The sequence below is a fragment of the Nocardiopsis sp. YSL2 genome (genome assembly GCF_030555055.1).
Classification (GTDB): domain Bacteria; phylum Actinomycetota; class Actinomycetes; order Streptosporangiales; family Streptosporangiaceae; genus Nocardiopsis.
This window is the reverse complement of sequence record NZ_JAMOAO010000001.1, coordinates 6,078,674-6,099,528: the sequence shown is the minus strand read 5'-3', so window position 1 is coordinate 6,099,528 and position 20,855 is coordinate 6,078,674. Positions and strand designations below refer to the sequence as shown.

At 73.8% G+C, this 20,855-nt stretch carries 18 protein-coding genes and 1 pseudogene; 7 read left to right on the top strand and 12 right to left on the bottom strand.

The genetic code is table 11. The features are described 5' to 3' along the window. Positions 1-8 precede the first annotated feature (8 nt). From M1P99_RS26865 to M1P99_RS26825, 9 genes are all read right to left on the bottom strand, one after another. A complete protein-coding gene (locus M1P99_RS26865; RefSeq protein WP_304455374.1) occupies positions 9-752 on the bottom strand; it encodes an AfsA-related hotdog domain-containing protein in 744 nt (247 codons plus the stop codon). Next, positions 745-1,572 carry an SDR family NAD(P)-dependent oxidoreductase gene (locus M1P99_RS26860; RefSeq protein ID WP_304455373.1) on the bottom strand — a complete coding sequence of 276 codons (828 nt, stop codon included), beginning with the start codon at positions 1,570-1,572 and terminating at the stop codon, positions 745-747. Before M1P99_RS26860 ends, M1P99_RS26865 begins: the two co-directional genes overlap by 8 nt. Before the next feature lie 5 nt (positions 1,573-1,577). Next, positions 1,578-2,609 carry a 3-oxoacyl-ACP synthase III family protein gene (locus M1P99_RS26855; protein WP_304455372.1) on the bottom strand — a complete coding sequence of 344 codons (1,032 nt, stop codon included), beginning with the start codon at positions 2,607-2,609 and terminating at the stop codon, positions 1,578-1,580. A gap of 710 nt (positions 2,610-3,319) precedes the next feature. Next, complete coding sequence (locus M1P99_RS26850; RefSeq protein WP_304455371.1) at positions 3,320-4,528, bottom strand: cytochrome P450; 1,209 nt, start codon at positions 4,526-4,528, stop codon at positions 3,320-3,322. Positions 4,529-4,689: 161 nt separating this feature from the next. Beyond that, on the bottom strand, positions 4,690-5,325 hold the full coding sequence (locus tag M1P99_RS26845; protein ID WP_304455843.1) for an HNH endonuclease family protein: 636 nt from the start codon (positions 5,323-5,325) through the stop codon (positions 4,690-4,692). 160 nt (positions 5,326-5,485) lie between these two features. Continuing rightward, on the bottom strand, positions 5,486-6,307 hold the full coding sequence (locus tag M1P99_RS26840) for a metallophosphoesterase (protein WP_304455370.1): 822 nt from the start codon (positions 6,305-6,307) through the stop codon (positions 5,486-5,488). Positions 6,308-6,408: 101 nt separating this feature from the next. Beyond that, positions 6,409-7,683, bottom strand: coding sequence for a cation:proton antiporter (locus M1P99_RS26835; protein ID WP_304455369.1), 1,275 nt, complete (start codon positions 7,681-7,683; stop codon positions 6,409-6,411). A gap of 157 nt (positions 7,684-7,840) precedes the next feature. After that, on the bottom strand, positions 7,841-8,647 hold the full coding sequence (locus M1P99_RS26830) for an SDR family NAD(P)-dependent oxidoreductase (protein ID WP_304455368.1): 807 nt from the start codon (positions 8,645-8,647) through the stop codon (positions 7,841-7,843). 116 nt (positions 8,648-8,763) lie between these two features. Next, positions 8,764-9,261 carry a DoxX family protein gene (locus M1P99_RS26825; protein ID WP_304455367.1) on the bottom strand — a complete coding sequence of 166 codons (498 nt, stop codon included), beginning with the start codon at positions 9,259-9,261 and terminating at the stop codon, positions 8,764-8,766. Positions 9,262-9,475: 214 nt separating this feature from the next. Between M1P99_RS26825 and M1P99_RS26820 the strand changes: the two genes are divergently transcribed. Continuing rightward, on the top strand, positions 9,476-11,059 hold the full coding sequence (locus tag M1P99_RS26820) for an HD domain-containing phosphohydrolase (RefSeq protein ID WP_304455366.1): 1,584 nt from the start codon (positions 9,476-9,478) through the stop codon (positions 11,057-11,059). A gap of 140 nt (positions 11,060-11,199) precedes the next feature. Further along, positions 11,200-12,024, top strand: a complete 825-nt coding sequence (locus M1P99_RS26815; protein WP_304455365.1) for an alpha/beta fold hydrolase — start codon at positions 11,200-11,202, stop codon at positions 12,022-12,024. 36 nt (positions 12,025-12,060) lie between these two features. Here M1P99_RS26815 and M1P99_RS26810 read toward each other — a convergent pair whose 3' ends face one another. Next, entirely contained in the window at positions 12,061-13,470 is a 1,410-nt protein-coding gene (locus M1P99_RS26810) for a hypothetical protein (protein ID WP_304455364.1), read from the bottom strand. A 155-nt stretch (positions 13,471-13,625) separates the two neighbouring features. On the opposite strand from M1P99_RS26810, the gene M1P99_RS26805 reads away from it, so the two are divergent. Beyond that, positions 13,626-14,219: a histidine phosphatase family protein gene (locus M1P99_RS26805; protein ID WP_304455363.1), complete on the top strand. Its 594-nt coding sequence runs from the start codon at positions 13,626-13,628 to the stop codon at positions 14,217-14,219. Positions 14,220-14,230: 11 nt separating this feature from the next. On the opposite strand, the pseudogene M1P99_RS26800 reads toward M1P99_RS26805, so the two are convergent. Then, positions 14,231-14,446 (bottom strand): annotated as a pseudogene (locus M1P99_RS26800) (SAM-dependent methyltransferase); the annotation flags it as partial. Between the two features lie 126 nt (positions 14,447-14,572). Here M1P99_RS26800 and M1P99_RS26795 point away from each other — a divergent pair. Then, the gene (locus tag M1P99_RS26795) at positions 14,573-15,412 is read left to right on the top strand and encodes a hypothetical protein (protein ID WP_304455362.1); all 840 of its coding nucleotides are present in this window, start codon (positions 14,573-14,575) and stop codon (positions 15,410-15,412) included. Between the two features lie 140 nt (positions 15,413-15,552). Further along, positions 15,553-16,008, top strand: a complete 456-nt coding sequence (locus tag M1P99_RS26790; RefSeq protein ID WP_304455842.1) for a GNAT family N-acetyltransferase — start codon at positions 15,553-15,555, stop codon at positions 16,006-16,008. Here the strand turns inward: M1P99_RS26790 and M1P99_RS26785 are convergent. Further along, a complete protein-coding gene (locus M1P99_RS26785; protein WP_304455361.1) occupies positions 15,961-17,547 on the bottom strand; it encodes a hypothetical protein in 1,587 nt (528 codons plus the stop codon). The two genes, M1P99_RS26790 and M1P99_RS26785, sit on opposite strands and share 48 nt — an antisense overlap. 734 nt (positions 17,548-18,281) lie before the next feature. Here M1P99_RS26785 and M1P99_RS26780 point away from each other — a divergent pair. Next, a complete protein-coding gene (locus M1P99_RS26780; RefSeq protein WP_304455360.1) occupies positions 18,282-19,502 on the top strand; it encodes an FxsB family cyclophane-forming radical SAM/SPASM peptide maturase in 1,221 nt (406 codons plus the stop codon). Continuing rightward, a complete protein-coding gene (locus M1P99_RS26775) occupies positions 19,499-20,836 on the top strand; it encodes an HEXXH motif domain-containing protein (protein ID WP_304455359.1) in 1,338 nt (445 codons plus the stop codon). The genes M1P99_RS26780 and M1P99_RS26775 overlap by 4 nt, the downstream gene beginning before the upstream one ends. The last annotated feature ends 19 nt before the right edge of the window (positions 20,837-20,855 follow it).

The window sequence follows — 20,855 nt, the reverse complement described above, 5'->3', positions numbered from 1 at the left end:
TGTCCTCCTTAGTCGGGCGCCGTCCGGCTTGCGCCACCGACGGCTTCGATCACTTTCCGTGCCTGTTTCTGCTCGATGCCGTGAATGGTGGGAGGGTCGAAGGCCTGGAACGAGAAGCGTCCTCTGGCGACGACTCGCCGCTGCTGCAGGTAGGAGACCTCTGAGTGCAGTGGCTGCTTCTCAGTGGACGGTTCGCCGTCGCGTGCGAGAGTGACACGGAGTGTGACGGGCAGCCAGAAGAGGAAGTTCGTGAAGTCGAACGCGCACGCGTGCATCACCGGATAGGGAAGAGGGCGCTCCTCTCCCGCCGGGTACAGCGCGCGGGTCGCCCACGTCGTGGCCTGGATGGCTGCTTCGATGAGCAGCATTCCCGGCAGGTGCTGCCGCTCCGCGGTGTGGTCGTGCATGATCTCGTTGCCGTCGGCGACGACGAGGTCGAATTCCACCGTGTGCCCGTCCACGCGCGGCCGGGCGATGACCACGTTCTCCTGGATGGTCTTGAGTACCGCCGCGCGCGGAAGCGGCGCGGGCGGGGGAGCGTCGAGGAACACCGTCATGGATCGTCCCGCCTCCGCGACCGCCTGTTCCAGGAATTCCCAGTCCAGGGAGTTGACGCCGAGGGCGGGGACCAGGTGCCCCTCGTGGAGGTCGCCGGCGCGAAGCGCGTGGAGGGTGTCTCGGTAGGTGCGTATCTCTGGGTGGAGGCGGGGCGTGGGAAAGCCGTCTCCGACGACCCAGGTCGGGTCAGCCATGTGCGTCCTCCTGCGGGGCCTCGGGCTGGGGCATGGCGGGAAAGGCCGTCAGGCCCCCGTCCGGCGCCAGGTACTGGCCGGTGACGAAGGACGAGGCGGGGGAGCAGAGGAAGACCGCGGGCCCGGTGACGTCGTCGACGCCGCCCCAGCGGCGCATCGGCACGTTGGTGAGGGCGGCTGTGGCCGCGGCGTCGGCCGTGTGGATCGGGCTGGTGAGCTGGGTTCGTACCCACCCCGGGCACAGCGCGTTGACGCGGATCCCGTCCGCCGCCCAGGCCACGGCCAGGGAGCGCGTGTAGGAGAGTATGCCGCTCTTGACCGCTCCGTAGGACTCCATGCCCGGCACGGCCACGAGCGCCGCCACGGACGACATGAGCAGGACGCCGGCACGGTCGGAGCGCCGCAGATGGGTGTGGGCCGCACGGCACAGCCGGACCGCCGCCAACAGGTTGAGGTCCATGACCTGTCGCCACTCCTCGTCGGAGGTTTCCGTGACGGGGCTCAGGACCATGCGCCCTTCCTGGTCGGTGAGGGGCCCGCCCGCGTTGTGCACGAGCAGGTCCAGTCCTCCCAGGGCCGAGACGGTCTCCTCTACCGCGTGCGCGGCCGTCGACGGGTCGCGCAGGTCTCCGGGTACGGCGACTGCCTCACCGCCCAGGTCGGTGATCTCGCGCGCCACGTCCTCCAGTGCTTGAGCATTGCGGGCGCACAACCCGACACGCGCTCCGGCTTCGGCCAGCGCGAGGGCGGTGGCCCGGCCGATGCCCTGCGAGGCGCCTGTGACCAGGGCCCGGGCGCCGTCGAGGCGGAATGTGTCCATGACACTCATGAGAGATCTCCCTCTGGATCGTCGCTGTGCTGTCCCTGTGTCGTCCCGGTCCAGGTCAGCAGGCCGCATCCCCAGGTCATCCCGGCTCCGAAGGCCAGGAGCAGAACACGGTCCCCCCGGTGCAGGCGTCCGGTGGCCTCAGCGTGGGCGAGACCGAAGGGCACCGACCCTGCGCCGATGTTGCCCACGCGGTCCCCGGTGATATGGATCTTCTCCGGCGGGATCCCCGCCTGCTCACCCGCTTGGACGAGGAGTAACGGATTCGGCTGGTGGGACACCACCAAGGCGATGTCCTCCAGGGAGAGTCCGTTGTCCTCCAAGCACTCCCGGACCATGCGAGGGAACTGCCGGAGCGTGAACTCGCTGATGGCCCGGCCGTCCATGCGAATGGTGTGTTCCCCGGAACCGACGGTCTCCATTGATGCCGGGCGCCGGGTGCCTCCGGAGAACACACCGACCAGATCGGCTCCCCGTCCGTCCGCTCCCAGGCGGATCGGTGCGAGGCCCTCTTCCGTGCCTCCCGCGGTCAGGACCACGGCTCCGGCCCCGTCCGCGAAGAGACAGGCCGTGGCCCGATCCGCGGGGTCGACGAAGCGCGAGTACACCTCGGCTCCGACCACCAGGGCGGGTAGGGCGTCCGGCCTGGTGTGCAGCCAGCACCGTGCGACCTCCAACGCGTAGAGGAAGCCGCTGCACGCGGCCCCCACGTCCATCGCGACCGCGTTCGCCGCCCCGAGGTGTCCCTGGATCCGGCAGGCCACCGAGGGCCCGAGTTCGTCCGGTAGGGAGGTGGCGCTGACGATGAGTCCGACTTCTTCCGTCCGCAGTCCAGCGGAGGCCAACGCCTTCTCGGCCGCACGCGCCGCCAGGTCCGAGGTGGCCTCGTCCGCGGCCGCGCGCCTGCGGGTCCGCACTCCCGTCCGCTCACCGATCCATTCCGTCGAGACCCCCGCTCGTTCGGCGACCCGGGCATTTGAGACTTCTTCTCTAGGTAGATATCCGCCTACTCCGGAAATGACGACAGTCAACAGGCCTCCAAACCCTTGTGTTCACTACGAGCTTATGAACTCAACTGTACCCGAGTGCGGATAATAAAACCTGATACTCCCTTTTGTTAAGCAAGGGGTGTATGGATTCTTTGTGGTTCTTGTTGCTCATGTATGGCAAGGGGGTGGTGTTTGTCCTCGGTGGTTGTTTCGGCGGGCTTTCGAGGAGGGGGTGTGCAGGTCATGCCGTTAATTCAGTCCGAACCAAGCATGGGAGTGCTTTGGTTTCGTGGTTTCGTCGGGAGCGTGGCCGTCAGGCCCCGTGGGTGCACGAAGAATACTCCTGAGTTGGAGTAATTCAGATGCTTTCAATTCGACGTTCGCAGATTCGAATTCTGCGGGGTGCGCCACAGGGCCGCAGGTCAAGGCCCTGCGTTCACTGTGACCTGGCCGAGCCCCCAGCGCGGCAGCCCAGGGCGGGACCCGGGCGGGACCAGGCCTCCGGCCCACCTGTCGCCCCTGCCGGTGCTGACAGGCTCTGTCGCGGTCTCTGAGGTCAGCCGGCGACACGAGCAGGTCGTCTCCTGTGCTGTCAGCAACCGCGCCCCACTGGTCGGGTACCACCGCTCCAGATTCAGCGGTAGGCCGGTCGTCGTGGGTGGCGGGAGGCGATTCCGGCACACGCCAGGGCCTCCGGCGGACTCGGCACGAGGCGATCCCCTGTTGGAAACAGGTGTCTCCTGGTGCTCCTCCTATGCGGTGAGGGCGGTGTCGAGGACGCCACAGGCTAGGGCGGTGGCGTGGTCGGAGCCCGGGCAGGGGCGGATGCCGTGGCCGAAGGCGAGGTGGTGGGCATCGGTGCGGCCGGGGAGGAAGCGGTCGGGGTCGGTGAAGACGGCGGGGTCCCGGTTGGCGGCCGCCAGGTCGAGCAGGACCTCGGTGCCCGCGGGGATCGATTCGCCCGTCACGGTCGCGTCCACCGAGGCCACCCGCCGGATGCGGCGGGCCGGAGGGTCGAAGCGCAGGGTCTCGGCCACGAGGTCGGCCACGGGAGGCGTTCGGGTCCAGGAGGGCCGGTTCGCTTCGACGAGGGCGAGCGCGCTGCGGAGCAGAGCGGCGGTCGCCGCGCAGGACTGCACGAGCAGCACGATGCGCTGAGCCGTCCGCTCCTCGTCACTGTCGGTGCCGAGGAGGCCGGACAGCAGGCGCACCGCCGCGTCCGCGGGCGGGAGCCGGTCGTTGTCGGCACCGCCCAGGTAGACATCGGCGATCGTCCGGACCGCGTCCACCGCCGTGGGCAGGTCGTGCGCGGCGATACCCAGGCGGGTGCCGAGGACCGCGACCGGTGCGAACACCACCGCGTCGCTCACGGCTTCTGGACGCTCGGTGGAGCCAGGACGTGCCGACAGGAGGGCCCGGGCGCGTTCGGCGGCGTCGGCGCGCAGTTCGAGCGGGGCGAGCCCCGCCAACAGGTCGAGGACCACGGAGCGCCGCCGCAGGTGCCGGTCCCCGTTGCTGAAGCGCACGGCCGTGCTCCGCAGCCACGCCAGGCCGGGCCGCGGCCGCGACGGGGGCGGAGAGGCCGGCGCCGCGTCGTGGACGGGCGGGACGGCGACCGGTGCGAACACCACCGCGTCGCTCACGGCTTCCGGCCGCTCGGCGGGGCCAGGGCGGACCGGTAGGAGGGCACGGGCGCGCTCGGCGGCCTCGGCACGCAGGCCGGGCGGGGCGAGTCCCGCCAGCAGGTCGAGAGCCGCCGCGCGCCGCCGCAGGTGCTCGTCCCCGTTGCTGAAGCGCACAGCCCTGCTCCGCAGCCACGCCAGGCCCCGTTCCGACTGCGCCGGAGGGGACGAGGGCGAGGCGGGTGCCGCGTCGTGGACGGGCGGGACGGTGAACCGGGGATCGTCGAGGACGGCGCGGACGTCGGCGTGCCCGGAGACCAGGACTGTGCGAGAGCTCATGGAGCGAAGCTACGGCCGGATCGGTTCGGTGGCCGCCGAAACGACGCGGGTGGATCCCCTCGCCGGTCACCGGAGGGCCTCCAGGCGTCTCCGGCGGCGCCGGCCGGAGTGCTCGGGCGGACGCCGTGCGGGCGGGCGCGCCCGCCCGCACGGCGACCGGGTCAGCAGCGGGTGTCGATGGTGCTCTGGAGGGCGGACCGCTCCGCTGAGGTGACGGAGAGGTCGTAGCGGTACTTCACGTTGACCCAGGACTTGACGTAGTCGCAGTGGATCGCGGTGCGGGGCGGCATCCACGACGCCGGGTCGCGGTCGCCCTTGGACCGGTTGCTGGAGGCGGTGACCGCCCACAGCTGCGGGGCGTCGACGTCGTTGGCGAAGGCGCGGCGCTGGGAGGTGGTCCAGGTGTCGGCCCCGGAACGCCAGGCGTCGTGGAGCGGCACCATGTGGTCGATGTCGAAGTCGGAGGAGTCGCCGGTCCACACGCCGTCGTACTCGCTGGACCAGCGGCCGGAGGTCGCATGGCAGGAGCCGTCGACCGAGACCGTGTGGCCGTCACGGCGCAGCACGTACTCGCGGGCGTCGCACGGGGTCTGGACCGAGACCCAGTGCGGGAACAGGCTGCGGTCGTAGCCGGCGCCGCTGTTCTTGGGGCGCACGGTGAGGGAGTCGAGCTGGGACTGGGCGGCGGAGGTCGACGGGATGCCCGGCGGGAGGACGTGGTGGGCGGAGGCGGGGGCGGCCCAGCCCAGGACGGCGACCAGGACAGCGGTGACGGTGAGGGACAGCAGGCGGAGCAGAGCGGCCTGCGGGGGGACGGGGGATGTGCGCAACGTGACTCCTCCGGTGCGGGAGGTGGGCGTTCGGACACCCACACGATGAACGGTTTCGCGTGCGCGGGCCAGACCCGCACGGTGAAATCGTCCCTACGCGCGTGTTGCCGCCCGATGTCCGGGCCGATCAGCCCGCGAGGACCGGGCGCGGGCCCTGCGGGGGGTGCGGGCGCGGGCCCCACTCGCGGGGGTAGCCCAGCGACACCTCGATGTGCGGCACGTCGTCGACGACGATGGTGCGGGGGATGTGCAGGTGCCCGTAGACGACCGCGCGCGCCCGGTAGCGGGTGTGCCAGTCGGCGGTCTCCTCCGTCCCGCACCACTGGGCGAACTCCGGGAAGCGCAGGATCCGCGTGGGTTCGCGCACCAGCGGCCAGTGGTTGACCAGCACCGTGGGGGTGTCCTGGGGCAGGGCGTCCAGGCGCGCGCGGGTCCGCGCCAGGCGGTCGCGGCACCAGGCGTCGCGGCCGGGGTGGGGATCGGGGTGCAGGAGGTACTCGTCGGTGCACACCACCCCGGAGGCGTGGGCCACCGCCAGCGCCTCCTCCTTGGTGCTGGTGCCCTCGGGCCGGAAGGTGTGGTCGTACAGGAGGAAGAGCGGCGCGACGACGACGGGGCCGTCGGGGCCGTGCCAGGTGGGGTAGGGGTCCTCGGGGGTGTGCACGCCCAGGTCCCGCAGCGCGTTCACCAGGTACTGGTAGCGGGCCTCCCCGCGCAGCTGGACGGGGTCGGAGGGCACCGTCCACAGGTCGTGGTTGCCGGGCACCCACACCACGGTGGAGAACCGCTCGCTCAGCAGTTCCATGGCCCACAGGATGTCGCCGGCGGTCTCGGCGACGTCCCCGGCCACCAGGAGCCAGTCGTCGTCGGACTCCGGCCGCAGGGCCTCGGTGAAGGCGCGGTTCTCCAGGTGCCGGACGTGGAGGTCGCTGATGGCGACCAGGCTCATCTGCCGCTCCCTCGCTCGCCGAGGCGGTGCCCCCGACGGCACACCGCTGGCGGACACCCTACACAGCGGCCCGACCCGCCGGTCCAGGGGGCGGCTCGGGTTCACGCCGACCGGTCGCGGCGGCCGTGCCAGCGGTAGTGGTGCTCGGTCATGTCCTGGTGTTCGGGGGCCGAGGGGTGGAACCCGCGGGCCCGTCGTGCGAAGGCGCCCGCCCAGGGCGCCGCGGTGATGCCGTGGGCGTAGACGCTGAGCAGCACGGTCGTCCCGGCCACCAGCAGGACCCGGTCGCCCACCTCGACCCCGGCCTGCTCGGCCACCATCAGGGCGAAGAGCAGGGAGGCGAGCCCGCGCGGGCCGAACCAGGCCAGGAAGAGCACCGTGGCCGGGCGCAGCCGCGCGCCGAGCGTGGCCGCGACCACGGCGAGCGGACGCACCACGACCAGGCTGAGCACCGCGTAGGCCACGACGCGTACGTCGACCTCGCCGAGCCGGGGGCCGATGACGATCGCGCCGAAGAGCGCGAAGGTGAGCATGCTGAACAGTTCACCCTCGCGCTCGGCGAACTGGTGCACGAACCGCCGGTGCTCGCGGCCCGTCACACCGAAGGCGAGACCGGCGGCGAACGCCGCCAGGAACCCGTTGCCCGACACCGTCTCGGCGCCGGCGTAGGCGAGTGCGGCCAGGGCGATCGGGAACAGGCGGTGGTGCGTGGCACCCACCCACCCGGCCCGGTCCGCGAGGGTGAGCGCCCAGCCGCCGAGCGCGCCCACGGCGACGCCCGCCAGCACGCCCAGACCGATCTGCAGCGCGGCGAGGCCCATCCAGGCCGGGGCGGAGCCGGCCGCTCCCTCCGTGGTGACCGCCAGCGCGGACAGGACCACCACCGCGGGCAGGGCGATCCCGTCGTTGAGGCCGCTCTCCACGTTCAGGGACTGCCGGACGCGGACGGGCAGGCGCCGGTCGGAGACCACGGCCGTGCCCAGTGCCGCGTCCGTGGGTACCAGGACGGCCGCGAGCAGGGCGCCTCCCACCAGGCCGAGGCCGGGAAGGACTCCGTAGGCGACGGCGGCGCCGAGCGCGATCCCCATGGGCATCCCGATGCCCAGCAGGCGCAGCGGTAGCCGGAACTCGCGGCGCAGCGCGCCCAGGTCGATGCGTACGGCATCGGTGAAGAGCACGAGGACGAGGGTGGCCTCGGCGAGGACCCGCATGGCTTCGCTGCTCACGGTGCCGGTGAGCAGTCCGAGGCCACCGGTTCCGAGGAGCAGGCCGCCGGTGGTGAACACCATCGGCGCGGTCAGCCAGGTGCCCTGCGTTCGTCCGGAGACGAGGGCGTACCCCAGGAAGAGCACGGCGAGCAGGAGGAGGTCGGTCACCGCTGTCCGCCTTTCTTCTCCCGAGCGCGAGGGCCGCCGTCGGGACACGGCGCGTGTCCGGCGGCGACTCCGATCGTCTCAGAGGCCGGCGCCGAAGGGTCGGCGACGCTCGGGCGGGTGTTCGGCGGCCGGCCGCCGACAGGTCGCGGCGCCGCTGTCAGCGCAGGTGCGAGGCGCCGTTGACGTCCAGGACCGCACCGGAGGACCACACGGCCTCGGGGGAGGCGAGGTAGCGCACGGCGGAGGCCACCTCCTGGGGTGTGGCGACGCGCCCGAAGGGGCTGTCGGCGCGTACCCGCGGGGTGAGCCGCTCGGCCACGCGCTCGGTCTCGACGAAGCCCGGTGCCACGGAGGCGACGGTGATCCCGTGCGGGGCCAGCGCGACGGCGAGCGACTGTCCCAGCGCGTGCAGCGCGGCCTTGCTCGCGCCGTAGGCGGGGTGGTCGGGCTCACCGCGGAAGGCGCCCCGGGAACCGACGTTGACGATGTGGCCGGGCGTGCCCGCGTCGATCATGTGCCGGGCGGCCGCATAGCCGGCGTTGGCGGCGCCGAGCACGTTGACGTCCAGGGTGGAGCGCCAGGCCCGTTGCCAGTCCTCGAAGGACGTGGTGGCGACGGGGTGGGCGATGTTGACCGCGGCGTTGTTGACCAGAACGGCCAACCCGCCCAGGTGGGCGATGGCGCGCTCGACCAGGTCGGCGGTGGCGTCGGGGTCGCTGATGTCGGCCTGCAGGAGGACGTGGCCCTCGCCCGGCAACCCGGCGAGCGTGCGTTCGGCTTCCTCCCGCCGGGTCCCGCAGTGGACGGCGACCCGGTCGCCGGCCTCGGCGAACGCGGTGGCCACGGCGCGTCCGATACCCCGGGAGGCCCCGGTGACCAGCACACCGCGGCCGGGCGCGACCCCGCCCGGGGCCGGGTCGGGAGACGGTTGCGTGGAAGCGGCGAAGTCGTCCGATGATGGCATGCCCGGCATCCTAGCCGCCGAGGGGCCGGCGGCGACGGGGCCCCTCGTCAACGGCCGGTCGATCGCCGGTCGACCGCGTCGAGCGGTGCGAGCAGGGCGGCCGTCCCCGAGACGGCTCAGCGCTCGACCACCGGCGCCTCCGTCGGCCGAGGGGCCGCCGCGCCGCCCCGTCCGCGCGCGTGGGCGACCACGACGGCGATCGCGGCGGCCAGGAACACCAGCTGCATCGCGGTGCGGGGGAGGAGTTCCTGGTGCGGCGGCAGGTCCGTGCCGGTCAGGGCCAGGTGGACGTTGGCGGGGAACATCGCCAGGAGCAGCGCGGCGAGCCCGGCCGCGGCCCAGGGGGCCGTTCGAGGCCACAGCAGGGCGGCCGCACCCGCCAGTTCCAGGACGCCGGTGACCGTGACCAGCAGCTGCGGTGCCGGCAGCGCGGGCGGGACCATCGCGATGAGCTCCTCGCGCATCCCCACGAAGTGGACCACACCGGTGAGGGTGAACATCGCCGCCAGGCCGCCGCGCAGGGCGACCGGCCACGGCCGCAGCCGGCGGACGCCGAGGGCTCCGGCGGCCCACAGGGCCAGGGTGGCGCCGACGAGGGCGATGAGGGGTTCCATGGTGGCTCCTTCGTTAACTTTCCACTGGAAAGATATGCTGACGAGGGGATCTTGTCAATGGAAAGTTGCGTCCGGGGTCCATCGTCGGGGCCACTGGTATGCGGTAGGTCACACGTAGGGTGGAAGGCGACGCCCGGGGTGCGCCCGACGGGCCGCCGGCGCGGGTCCGGCTGGGGCGGGCGACAGACACCAGCGGTGGAGGGCGAGGTGGCACGTGAGCGGTGAGCGAGCAGACCACGGCGCCGGCGGCTCCGCCGTGCGGCTGGCGGACCTGCTGTGCGGGCTCACGCTCGTCATCGACCTGGGGATGGCTCAGAGCCCGGGCGCGTCGCTACGCGCAGGCCTGGTCGCCACGGCCTTCGCGCGCATGCTGGACCTGCCCGCGCCGCAGGTCGCCGACGTCCACCACACCGCCCTGCTGCGGCACGTGGGCTGCACGGCCTTCGCCCATGAGACGGCCCTGCTGCTCGGAGGGGACGACCGCCGCGTCAACGCGGCCGGCGCCCGCACCGACTTCTCCGACGTCCGCGACATCCTCACCACCTTCCTCCCGGGGATCTCCGGTGGCGCGGGGGTCGCGCGCCGCCTGCGGCTGGCCGCGGCCACCGCCAGGGGCGGACGCGTCATCGACCGGGACGGCCACCGCGCCGACTGCGAGGTCGCCGCCCAGATGGCCGACCGGCTCGGGCTGGGGCCCGGCGTCGCCGAGGCCCTCTCACAGATGTTCGAGTGGTGGAACGGGCGCGGCGGTCCCCTCGGACTCGCCCGGGAGGACATCCTCCTCACCACGCGTGTGACGCACGTGGCGGCCACGGCCTCGCTCTTCCACGGGCTCGGCGGCACCGAGGAGGCCCTGGGCGCACTCGAGCGCCGGTCCGGCACCATCCTGGATCCCGGCCTGGTCGCCGAGTTCCACGACTACGGGCCCCCGTTGCTGGAGTGGGCCGCCGAGGCCGACCCCGGACCGGCCCTGCTCGACGCCGAACCGACCCCCGTGCGCGTGCTCACCCCGGCCGGACTGGCCGAGGCGGTGCGCGCCTTCGGGGACCTGGTCGACCTCAAGACCCCCTACCTGCACGGCCACGCCACGATGGTCGCCGACCTCGCCCACCGGGCCGGCACCCGGTTGGGCCTGCCCGAGGCCGCCGACGGGCGCCTGCGCACCGCCGGATGGGCCCACGACCTCGGCCGTATCGGTATCGCCTCGGGCGTGTGGGACCGGCCCGGGCCGCTGAGCGAGGGGGAGCGCGAACAGGTCAGGCTCCACGCCTACTACGGTGAACGCCTGCTGCGGCGCTGCCCTCCCCTGGCCGACGTGGCCGCACTCGTGGGCGCCCACCACGAACGCTGCGACGCCACCGGCTACCACCGGGGACTGAGGGCCGCGCAGATCTCCCCGGCCGCCCGCGTCCTGGCCGCGGCCGACGAGCTCGTGGCCCTGCGCTCGGACCGGCCGCACCGGCCGGCGTTCGACCTGGACCAGGCGTCCGGCCTCCTGCGGGAGCACGTGCGCGAGGGCGCGTTGGACGCCGAGGCGGCCGGAGCGGTGCTGGCGTGCGTGGGCCGGGGCGGCGGCGCGCACCCGACCTGGCCGGCGGGGCTCACCGACCGACAGGTCCAGGTCCTGCGCCTGGTGTGCGAAGGGCTCACCAACCGGCAGATCGCCGCCCGCCTGGGCGTCTCACCGCGCACCGCCGAACACCACGTGCAGGACGTCTACACCAAGATCGGTGTCTCCACCCGGGCCGCGGCCGCCATGTTCGCCATGCGGCACCCCGCGCTGGCCCCGATCCCGTGAACCGGGCCCCGGACCGAGCCGCGGTCGGGCGTACGCGCCGGGCCGTGGGTAGAACTACCGATGCGCCCCGGCCGTCACCGGCGCACGCTGGTACCGACAGCGGGCACCGTCCGCGTCGGCGCACAGAGGGGGCGACCACCATGGCGACCACACAGGCCTCCACCACCCACAGCGCGGTCTCACGCGACGGCACGTCCATCGCGTACACCTCCGGCGGCGCCGGACGGCCGCTGGTGGTCGTGCACGGTACCTCGGCCGACCACCGCCGGTGGGCTTCCGTGCGGCCCCTGCTGGAGTCGGGCCGCGCCGTCCATGCCCTCGACCGGCGCGGGCGCGGTCTGAGCGGTGACGGCGCGCACTACAGCCTCGAGCGCGAGTACGAGGACGTGGCCGCGGTCGTGGACGCCGTGGCCGGGGCCGGCGGAACCCGCGCGGACGTGGTGGGGCACTCCTACGGCGCACTGTGCGTCCTGGGAGCGGCGGCCCTGACCTCGCGCGCACGCCGGATCGTACTCTACGAGCCGCCCGTGGACGCCGGGGCACTCGTGCGCCCCGGGGTCCTGGACGAACTGGACGCGCTCCTGGCGCGGGGCCGCCGGGACGAAGCGGTGTCCTTCTTCTTCCGCACGGTCGTGGGCATGCCCGAGCGGGAACTGGAACTGATCCGCGCACTGCCCACCTGGCACGACCGGATGGCCGCGGCGCACACCATCGCACGTGAGCTGCGCAGCTCCGGCGGCTATCGCCTGGACCCCGACCGCGTGCGCGCCGTGACCGCGCCCGTCCTGCTCCTGCTGGGCGGCGACAGCCCCGCGCCCTTCCGGTCGGGGACCGAACGGATCGCGCGGACGCTGCCGGACGCCCGCGTGCGCATCCTGCCCGGACAGCAGCACATCGCCATGGACACGGCACCGGAGCTGTTCGCCGAGGCGGTCGACGCCTTCCTCGCCCGTTCCGGGGACTGACGGGCCCTGCCCGCGCCGACGCGGACGCCGACCCCGTCAGTCCGTCCAGGGCGTCCACCCCTCGGCACGGCCGTGGTCCAGGACCCGGACGACCGCCGCGGCCGTCTCCGGGTCCGGATGGTGGCGGGCCAGTGCGCCCAGGACCCGTGCGGTGTCGGGGTGCTCGGACTCCCACAGGCGCACCGGATCGGTCAGCAGGATCCGCTCGATGCCGGTGGTGTCGTCGGCGTCGAGCAGGAAGCGGACGCCCGCCTCACCGCCGGCCATCGACGCCGCGAACATGTCGATCACCACCCAGGGCCCGAACTCGGACATGATCTCGTCGATCTCGTCCTGGGGCAGCATGCGCGAGGTGAGCAGCACGATGGCGGCCAGGCTCACGACCGCGGGCCGCGCGGAGTGCAGCAGCGCTCGCAGCTCGTGCTCGATCTGCGAGCTGGTCGCGTTCAGCACCTTGGTGCCCGCCCACCGGCGCCGGGCGCTGTCGGGCCCCGAGACCACCGTCGCGATCTCCCGCAGAGCGCCCGCGGGCGTGCGCCGGTCCAGCCAGGGCCCGACCGCGGTGAGCTGGCCCTCGGCGGACAGGGTGGCCAGGGTGTCGAGGAACTCCGCGGCGCCGGCGTCGGCCAGGTCGCCGATGAGCGGCGCGGCCACGCCGACCTCCTGGAGCATGCGGCGCATCCCGTACCGGCCCAGCGGCGTCAGCTCGACGGCGGGGGCGTCGCCGGCGTCGGCGGGAGCGGGCAGCAGGACGGCGCCGGTCATCGCCAGTTGGCGCAGCGCGTGCAGGAGCAGCTCCCCGGCCTGGGGGCGCAGGCGCTCGGGCAGCGCGCTGACGGCCCCGGGGGCGAGCAGGACGTCGCGCACCAGCGTGTCCAGGGGCGCCCGGCACCCGTCGGGCGCCTCGTACAGGAAGCGCAGCACGTGGGGCAGCAGTTCGGGGCCGGAGGTGCCCGGTTCGGGGGCGGGGCCGCCCCCGCGGTCGCCCTGGGCGTTCTCGAAGGTGTTCTCGAAGACGCGGACCCACCAGTCCAGGACGTGCTCGGGGGCCCGGGCCCGCTCGCGCAGGTCCGGGCGGGGGCGCGCGTGGCCGTCGTCGAACACCACCAGGCCCAGTCCCACGGCCGTCTCCCAGGGCACGACGAAGTCCACCACGTCACCACCGGCGGCCACCCCCGCCAGCCAGGCGGCACGGTCGCCGGGGGAGTGGGCGAGGGCGTGCGGCCACAGCCCGAGCCGTCGGACCGCGTCGCGCACGTGCGCCAGGGCGGGGAGACCGTGCGGTGTGACCGGTGTGGCGGGCGCGCACCACAGGGCCAGGCCCAGGGCATCGCGCAACAGGGCGGTGCGCAGGGCCGCGTGGGCGAGCTCCTGCGGGGGCGGCAGTGACACCGGCCTGGCGGAGACCTGGCGGTGGCCCGGGGCGGGCGGCTCGTGCGCGGGCATGGGGCCTCCCGGATTCTGACGGCACGGCGGTCCCCCTTCTTCTATCGCTCCGGTGCGGGCCCGTGGGGCGGTTTCACGAGGATGGGTCGAAGAATCACGTGGGCCCCGGGCCCCCGGCGCGAATGGGGCCGGACGGGGTGGGGCAGGATGGCGCCATGGGTGAACTGGTGCTGATCAGACACGGGCAGACCGAGTGGAGCAGGCAGCGGCGGCACACCGGCCGCACCGACCTGCCGCTGACCGCGCAGGGCGAGGAAGAGGCCGAGGCGCTGCGCCCGCTGCTCGCCGAGCGCGAGGTCGGCCTGGTCGTCACCAGCCCCCTGGCCCGAGCCGTGCGCACCGCCGAGCTGGCGGGGCTGGACGATCCCGCGGTCGACCCGGACCTGGTCGAGTGGGACTACGGCGGCTACGAGGGCATCACCACCGCGGAGATCCAGCGCGACCGCCCGGGCTGGAACCTGTGGCGCGACGGCGTCCCGCCCGGCGACGCCGACCACCCGGGCGAGCTCGTGGAGCAGGTGGGGGAGCGGGCCGACCGCGTCCTGGCCCTGGTCACGGCCGAACTCGACGCCGGGGGACCCGACGTGGTGCTGGTGGCGCACGGTCACGTGCTGCGGGTGCTCACCGCCCGCTGGCTGGGGCTGCCCTCGTCGGAGGGGGTGCTGTTCCGGCTGGACACGGCCACCCTCAGTACGCTGGGCCGCGAGCACGACCGCCCCGTGATCACCTCCTGGAACACGGGCCGCTGAGCGCGGCGCCACCCGGAGGCGCGGCGGAACCGGTACCACTTCGGTGAGGTGCGGTTCCTCGGCCACCCCAGGCCGGAGGTGTCCGCGTCGTCGGCCGTGAGGAGCTCCCACTCCGGGAACGCGGCCTCGACCTCCGCCTGTGAGACGCCCTCGACCATCCGCCGGTGCCGCGACGGCCCGAAGGCGGGCATCAGCAGGGTGGCCCCGCCCCCGGCGACCTCGGTCACCGCGGTCCCCCGGTGCCTCGACCAGGGGAACGGGGCCGGGCACACGACAGTCCGCGAGTGGTGATAGAACACCAGGCGAGCGATTCACGTTCGCACAACCACTCCGAGAGAACACAGGCATCCCCCATGTCACCACGCAAGCGCGCCGCACTGGGCGCGGCCGCTCTGACCATGCTCGCCCTGACCGGATGCGCGCAGGTCCTGGAACAGACCGACCGCTTCCTCCGTGAGGAGGCCGAACAGATCGTCGGCCCCGTCACCTTCGACCAGGTCGACCCCGACGCCCCCTTCGCCGGGAGCCCCGCCGCCGACTACGGTGTCGGATTCGACACCCCCGAGCCCGCGGCCCAGGGCGACTTCACGGCCGAGCAGGTCGAGTGGGCCCACGACCGCACCCGGCTGCTGCTGGAAGCGGTCTACCTCGACACCGACGCGGTCTTCGACGAGGACAACAGCGAGTTCACCGGCCTGCTCACCGGTCAGTCCCTGGAGTGGTACCTGGACCACCTCGGGCACGAGGACCCCGAGCTCGACAGCCGCGGCATCCCCTTCAACCTCACGCCCGGCACGGCCGAACTGATCGGCGACGAGATCCGCGTCGACGGCCGGATGTGGGCGGAGGCGTCCCAGGACCCCAACGGCCAGGACTACCTGGCCGTGCGGACCGAGTACGTCGTCGTCTACCCCATCGCCCGCCCCGGCGACCCGGTGTCGGTGCGCCTGGTCGTCACCCACCTCGGGGAGGTCGCCTTCTACGACCTCGGCGACGGGACGCTGGAGGCGTGGCCGCACTGGTACCGCGGGGCGGCCCCCGTGCACTGCCTGCCGGACGCGCGCATGTTCACTCCCGCCTACCCCGACGAGAGGCCCGACGGCGAACGGCCCCGCGGTCTGACCCAGGACGACGCCTACGACCTGGAGGACACCCGCGACCGCGATGGCTGCGGCGCGGTCAAGGACACCTGAGTCCTCCGGGGCCCTCGTGCCCGGCGGGCCGCCGGATCCCGCGCGCGGGCGGCCCGCCGATGTGCGGCGAACACCCGCTCGCGGTGGTCGGATCAGGTTGAATGTCGTGCATGATCGTGCGTCGAATGCTGCCAGACGAGATGACCGCCGTGAGCGATCTGCGAGAGATCGCCTACCGGGCCGACCGCCTCCTGGACCAGAGCCCGACCTACGCCGAGGCCCTGCGGCTCCTGGGAGCCGACGGGTACGGCGAGGTCCTGGTGGCCGCGGACGGCGACCAGTTGCTGGGGACGATCATGTTCGCGCCCTGGTCGGAGCGGAGCGAGCTCGCGCGCGGGGCCGACGAGGCGGAGGTGCGCGCGTTCGCGGTGGGTCCGCAGGCACGGGGCCGCGGGGTCGGCCGGGCCCTGGTGAACGCGATCGTGGACCGCGCCCGGCAGGAGGGCGTCGCCCGGCTGCTCCTGTCCACCCAGCCCGCGATGGTCTCCGCCCAGTACGTGTACCGGGCGCGCGGCTTCACCCGCGTGCCCGAACGCGACTGGTCGCCGCTACCCGGCGTCGACCTGCTGGCCTACGAGCTGGTGCTCAAGGACTGACCGGGCGGCCTCGGCCACGTCCGGGCCCAGCGCTCCCTCGGCGCAGCGGGCGAGCACGGCGTCCGCGACCGGGTGCCCGGTCAGCCACACGGCCCGGGCGAAGTCGCGGGCCTGGGGCGCGTACCGCTCCCCGTCCGTGACCGGGAGCGGACGGCCGGCGTCGAGCAGGAGCGCGTAGTCGTCCAGTACCGCCCAGGCCGCCTGGTGGGAGGTGGGCGGCTCGGGTTCCGCGCCGAGCAGGCGGCGGGCCCGGCCGCCCAGCACCGGATGGTGGGTGTACAGGCTCAGCATCGGGGACAGGTCCGCCTCCAGCCCGGCCAGGTGGGCCGCGACCCGGTCGCGGCGGAGCCAGGCGTCGGGGGAGGCGCAGGCCTCCCAGAGCTGACGGGCCGCGGTGGCGGTGTCGCGGGTCGCCGTCCAGCGTTCCAGCAGCGCCGCGGTGTCCACCGGGCGCCCTTCCTCCAGCAGGGTGAGGGCCTCGTCCGCGCTCATCGCCCCGACCGCCGGTGCGAGCGGCACGTGGGCACCGGAGTGGCGCAGCCGGCCGACCATGAAGTGGTCGCCCAGCGGTGTGATCCGGTACCCGTGGCCGTCGCCGGCGACGGCTCCCAGCTCGGCCAGGGTCTCCAGCACGCGCCGCACGGCCTCCGCCGGATCGTTGTCGCGGTCGCCCAGCGCGACCGCGGGACCGTAGGCGCCCACGACCTCGGCCGGTGTGCGCAGGTCGCCGCAGACGAACAGGTCGGTGAGCACGAGGAAGGCCGTCATACCGCGCAGACGGGTCATGGCCAGCAGCGCGCCCGCCCAGGCGTCGGCGACGGCTCCGGGTTCGCCTTCGGCCCAGGCCCGCGCGGTGGGGCCGGGAAGCACCCGGGTGTAGGTCGTGCGCAGCAGCCCGGCATCACGGGCGATGGCGAACAGTTCCCGAACGCGGGCGGGCTCCAGGCCCAGCGCGGCGGCGGCCTCGGCGGTGTCGGCGACGGTGAGGGCGTCGTCGTCGCGGTCGGGGTCCAGGTCGCGGCCGTGGTCGGCCCACACCGTGAGCCGCGCCGCGTCGGCCAGGACGGCGCACGAGCGCGCCGCCGTGTCCAGGTCCCCGGGCCGGGTGCGCAGGACGGGGGGCAGCGGGTCGGGTTCGCTGTCCTCGCCGGCGCCGAGCCGGTGCAGCAGGGGGAGCGCGCCCTCCTCGACGGGGGCCGGGCGGGGCGCGGGGCCGCCGGAGTCCAGGTCGACGGTCTCGATGGCCGCGCGCAGGCGGCGCGGGCTCTCCGCGCACACCAGCCGGCCGGAGTCGACGAGGAAGTCGCACCAGGCCAGCCACGCGGGGCGCAGGTCGTCGGACACACCGGTCCAGTCCCGGACGGTCCGGGCGATGTCGTCGACGTCGCTGACCGACCAGTCCGCGGGGTCGGGTGACCCGGCGTCCAGGTGGGCGATCAGGAGGAAGAGGAGGGCGTCGGGGTTCGGGGCGAGCGGCGGATCGAGGGCGCGGGCCCAGTCGAGGCAGTCGTGCACGACGGAAAAGATGCGCTCAGTCATTGTCTCATCACCGAATGTGAGTCGCAGATGTGGCCTCAGACTAACCCCGCCCGGTCCTCCGCCGTGGCGGAACGCCGAAATCGTTCCGGTCCGCTCTGCGGGCTCCGGCCGGTCGGAGCCCTCCGGTCCGGTCGGCCCGCCTCGGCCCGACCGCCCACCCCGCCGACAGCGCGGCCAGGGGCCTGCCGGAGGAGGCGCCGGTCGTCCCGGGGGCGGGGAAGGAGCCGCCTGCGGACCGCGCACGGCCGGAGGGGAAGGGCTCCACCCGTCCCCGCGGGCGAGAACGGACACCGTGTTCTCCTGGGGCACTCCGCGAGTGCTGATAACGATGGGGAAAATGCCGGGATGAACGAGATCATCCGTTTCCTGGAATCGTCCCGAGTTACCGCTCCCGGTCGGAGGCGAACCACAGTTCGGGTGACCGAAACCGGCCATGGTGCCGAAGCCCCGGGTGTTTGTTCCACGTGAATGCGGAAACACCGGGGAAGCGGACAGTGTGGTTCGTCCGGCCGTGCCGACTGTCGAGGACAGGTCACTCGTACCACCGCGCCCGCAGGTCCGACCCGCGAGTGAGATTGGTCGGCGACCGGGACGAGAACACTAGGGCGTGTCGGTGGTGCCGCCCGCCGCGAGCGCCGCTGGGGCCACGTGCGGCGGGGGCATCCGCCGCACACGCCCCAGGTCATGCACGACCGCGCGATCGCGCGTGCTCCCATCTCCAGGAGGTCACCGGCGTGGCAGCGAGTGCCCGAGAGCGAAGCCCCGGCCCCTGGCCGACCGAACTGGACGTCCGGGAACTGCTCGCCCAGGGATGGCGGCCCACACCCTTTCACGAGTACGTCCTGAAGATCCACAGCCGCTGCAATCTCGCCTGCGACTACTGCTACATGTACGAAATGGCCGACCAGGGCTGGCGAAGACAGCCGCGGCGCATGGCCGCGCCCACGGTCGAACGCGTCGCGGAACGGATCGCCGAACACGCCCGCGGCCACGGGCGCTCCCGGGTGGAGGTCGTCCTGCACGGCGGGGAGCCGCTCCTGGTCGGACACGACCACCTGCGCACCACCGCCCAGCTCCTGCGCAAGGCCACCGAGCCCGACGTGCTCGCCGCCCTGAGCATCCAGACCAACGGCGTCCTCATCGACGACCAGTACCTCGACCTCTTCGACGAACTGGGCATCCGGGTGGGAGTGAGCATCGACGGCGCCGAGCGCGACCACGACCGCCACCGCCGCCGCGCCAACGGGCGCGGGACCCACGCCGAGGTCGACGCCGGACTCCGGCTGCTCACCGCCCCCGCGTACCGGCACCTGTTCTCCGGCCTCCTGGCCACCATCGACCTGGAGTCCGACCCGGTCGGCACCTACGAGGCCCTGCTCGCCTACGACCCGCCCGGCATCGCCTTCCTGCTGCCGCACGGGAACTGGGACGCGCCGCCCCCGGGCTGGGACCCCGAGGGGCGCGGCTACGGCGACTGGCTCATCGCCCTCTTCGACCGCTGGTACCACGCGCCCCGGCGCGAGACCGACATCCGGATGTTCCACGACATCATCCGGATGCTCCTCGGCAGCCACTCGCGCACCGAGAGCATCGGCCTGTCCCCGGCCGCGCTCGTGGTCGTGGAGACCGACGGAAGCATCGAACAGGTCGACAGCCTCAAGTCCGCCTACGAGGGCGCAGCCGGCACCCGTCTGCACACCTTCACCCACCCCTTCGACGACGCCCTGTACCTGCCCTCGACGGCCGCGCGGCAGATCGGCGCGCGGGCCCTGGCCCCGGAGTGCGGGGCCTGTCCCGTGCACAAGGTGTGCGGTGCCGGGCTCTACCCCCACCGCTACCGGGCCGAGACGGGCTTTCGGAACCCGTCGGTGTACTGCCAGGACCTGTACCGCCTCATCACCCACATCCACCGGGCCGTCGCCGCCGACGTGGCCCGCCTACGGGAGGAACCGTGACCGCAGGAGCCGCGCCGATCCGCCGACCGGTGCCCGGGCCGGTGTTCGACGCCCTGGCCCGGGGCGCCGGGGGCGCGACCGCCACCCGCTACCTGCGCGAGGCCGAGTACGGCAAGCACCTGCTGCTCGTACGCCAGGTCGTGGACCACGCGGAGCGGGAGGGGCACCCCCTGGCGGAGCGGGCCCGTGCGGCCTACGAGCTGCTCATGCGCGCCGAGGAGGCCGCTCCCGACGCCGTGGCGCGCCTGATGCGCCACCCGACCGTGGGGGTGTGGGCCCGCCGGACCGCCCTGGCCCTGGGCGGACACCGCGACGAGGTGCCCCGGGTGGCGGAGATGTCGGCCCTGGCGGCGGCCGCGGCCGCCCGCTCGGGGACCGAGGCCCGCCTGCGGGTGCCCCTGTACGGGCCGACCGCGCCCCTGCCGGGCCTCGGGCGCGCCCTGCTGCGGCCGGGCGCCGACGACGGCCGGGAGGCGGAGTTCGAGTCCGGCGCCGACGGCGCTGAGCTCTCCCTCGGCTCCGTGCGCGTGCGGGTGCCGGACGACCCGCACGAGGACACCGACGACTGGCACGCGCTGCGCCGGTTGTCGGCCGAGCACCGCGGGAGGCGACTGGAGTTGCTCCTGGACGACCAGGACGCCGACCGCGTCCCGGGGGGCGAGGTCGCGCGAGCACGGCTCGACGGCGCACAGGTGGCGCACTGGCGCGCGGTGCTCCACCAGGCGTGGGCGGTCCTGGTCGACCACCACTGGACCATCGCCGAGGAGGTCCCGGAGACGGTCTTCACCATGACCCCGCTCCGCGCCGCCGGGGGCAGGGACCTCAGCGCCACCGCCCGGCACTGCTTCGGCGGCCTGGGCGTCTCCCGGCCCCCGGACGCCCTCTGGCTCGCCCTCACCTTCGCCCACGAGGTCCAGCACGCCAAGCTGACCGCCCTGGCCGACCTGGTGCCCCTGACGGTCCCCGACGACGGGCGGCTGTTCTACGCGCCCTGGCGCCTGGACCCGCGGCCGATGAGCGGCCTGCTCCAGGGTGTGTACGCACACCTGGGCGTGGCCGGGTTCTGGCGCCGCCAGCGGCTGGTCAGCACGGGCGAGGACTTCCGGCGCGCCGAGACCGAGTTCGCGCACTGGCGGCGCTGCACCGTGGACGCGGGCCGCACCGTCCTGGGTTCGGGCGCGCTCACCCGGTCGGGGGAGCGGTTCGTGGCCTCGGCCCAGGCGACCCTGCTCGCCTGGCGCAAGGAGCACGTGTCCGCGGCCGCCGCCGACGCCGCCGACGCCGCCGCCGACGAACACCTCGCCCGGTGGCGGGACCACCACGCGCCGGGGTGACCGCCCCGCGGAGCGGTCA

Excerpts from the sequence above, each read along its gene's own strand:
- M1P99_RS26810 (WP_304455364.1), bottom strand. The coding sequence starts at position 13,470 with ATGCCCGCGCACGAGCCGCCCGCCCCGGGCCACCGCCAGGTCTCCGCC.
- M1P99_RS26830 (WP_304455368.1), bottom strand. The coding sequence starts at position 8,647 with ATGCCATCATCGGACGACTTCGCCGCTTCCACGCAACCGTCTCCCGAC.
- M1P99_RS26825 (WP_304455367.1), bottom strand. The coding sequence starts at position 9,261 with ATGGAACCCCTCATCGCCCTCGTCGGCGCCACCCTGGCCCTGTGGGCC.
- M1P99_RS26815 (WP_304455365.1), top strand. The coding sequence starts at position 11,200 with ATGGCGACCACACAGGCCTCCACCACCCACAGCGCGGTCTCACGCGAC.
- M1P99_RS26860 (WP_304455373.1), bottom strand. The coding sequence starts at position 1,572 with ATGGACACATTCCGCCTCGACGGCGCCCGGGCCCTGGTCACAGGCGCC.
- M1P99_RS26850 (WP_304455371.1), bottom strand. The coding sequence starts at position 4,528 with ATGAGCTCTCGCACAGTCCTGGTCTCCGGGCACGCCGACGTCCGCGCC.
- M1P99_RS26865 (WP_304455374.1), bottom strand. The coding sequence starts at position 752 with ATGGCTGACCCGACCTGGGTCGTCGGAGACGGCTTTCCCACGCCCCGC.
- M1P99_RS26785 (WP_304455361.1), bottom strand. The coding sequence starts at position 17,547 with ATGACTGAGCGCATCTTTTCCGTCGTGCACGACTGCCTCGACTGGGCC.
- M1P99_RS26790 (WP_304455842.1), top strand. The coding sequence starts at position 15,553 with ATGACCGCCGTGAGCGATCTGCGAGAGATCGCCTACCGGGCCGACCGC.
- M1P99_RS26795 (WP_304455362.1), top strand. The coding sequence starts at position 14,573 with ATGTCACCACGCAAGCGCGCCGCACTGGGCGCGGCCGCTCTGACCATG.
- M1P99_RS26805 (WP_304455363.1), top strand. The coding sequence starts at position 13,626 with ATGGGTGAACTGGTGCTGATCAGACACGGGCAGACCGAGTGGAGCAGG.
- M1P99_RS26840 (WP_304455370.1), bottom strand. The coding sequence starts at position 6,307 with ATGAGCCTGGTCGCCATCAGCGACCTCCACGTCCGGCACCTGGAGAAC.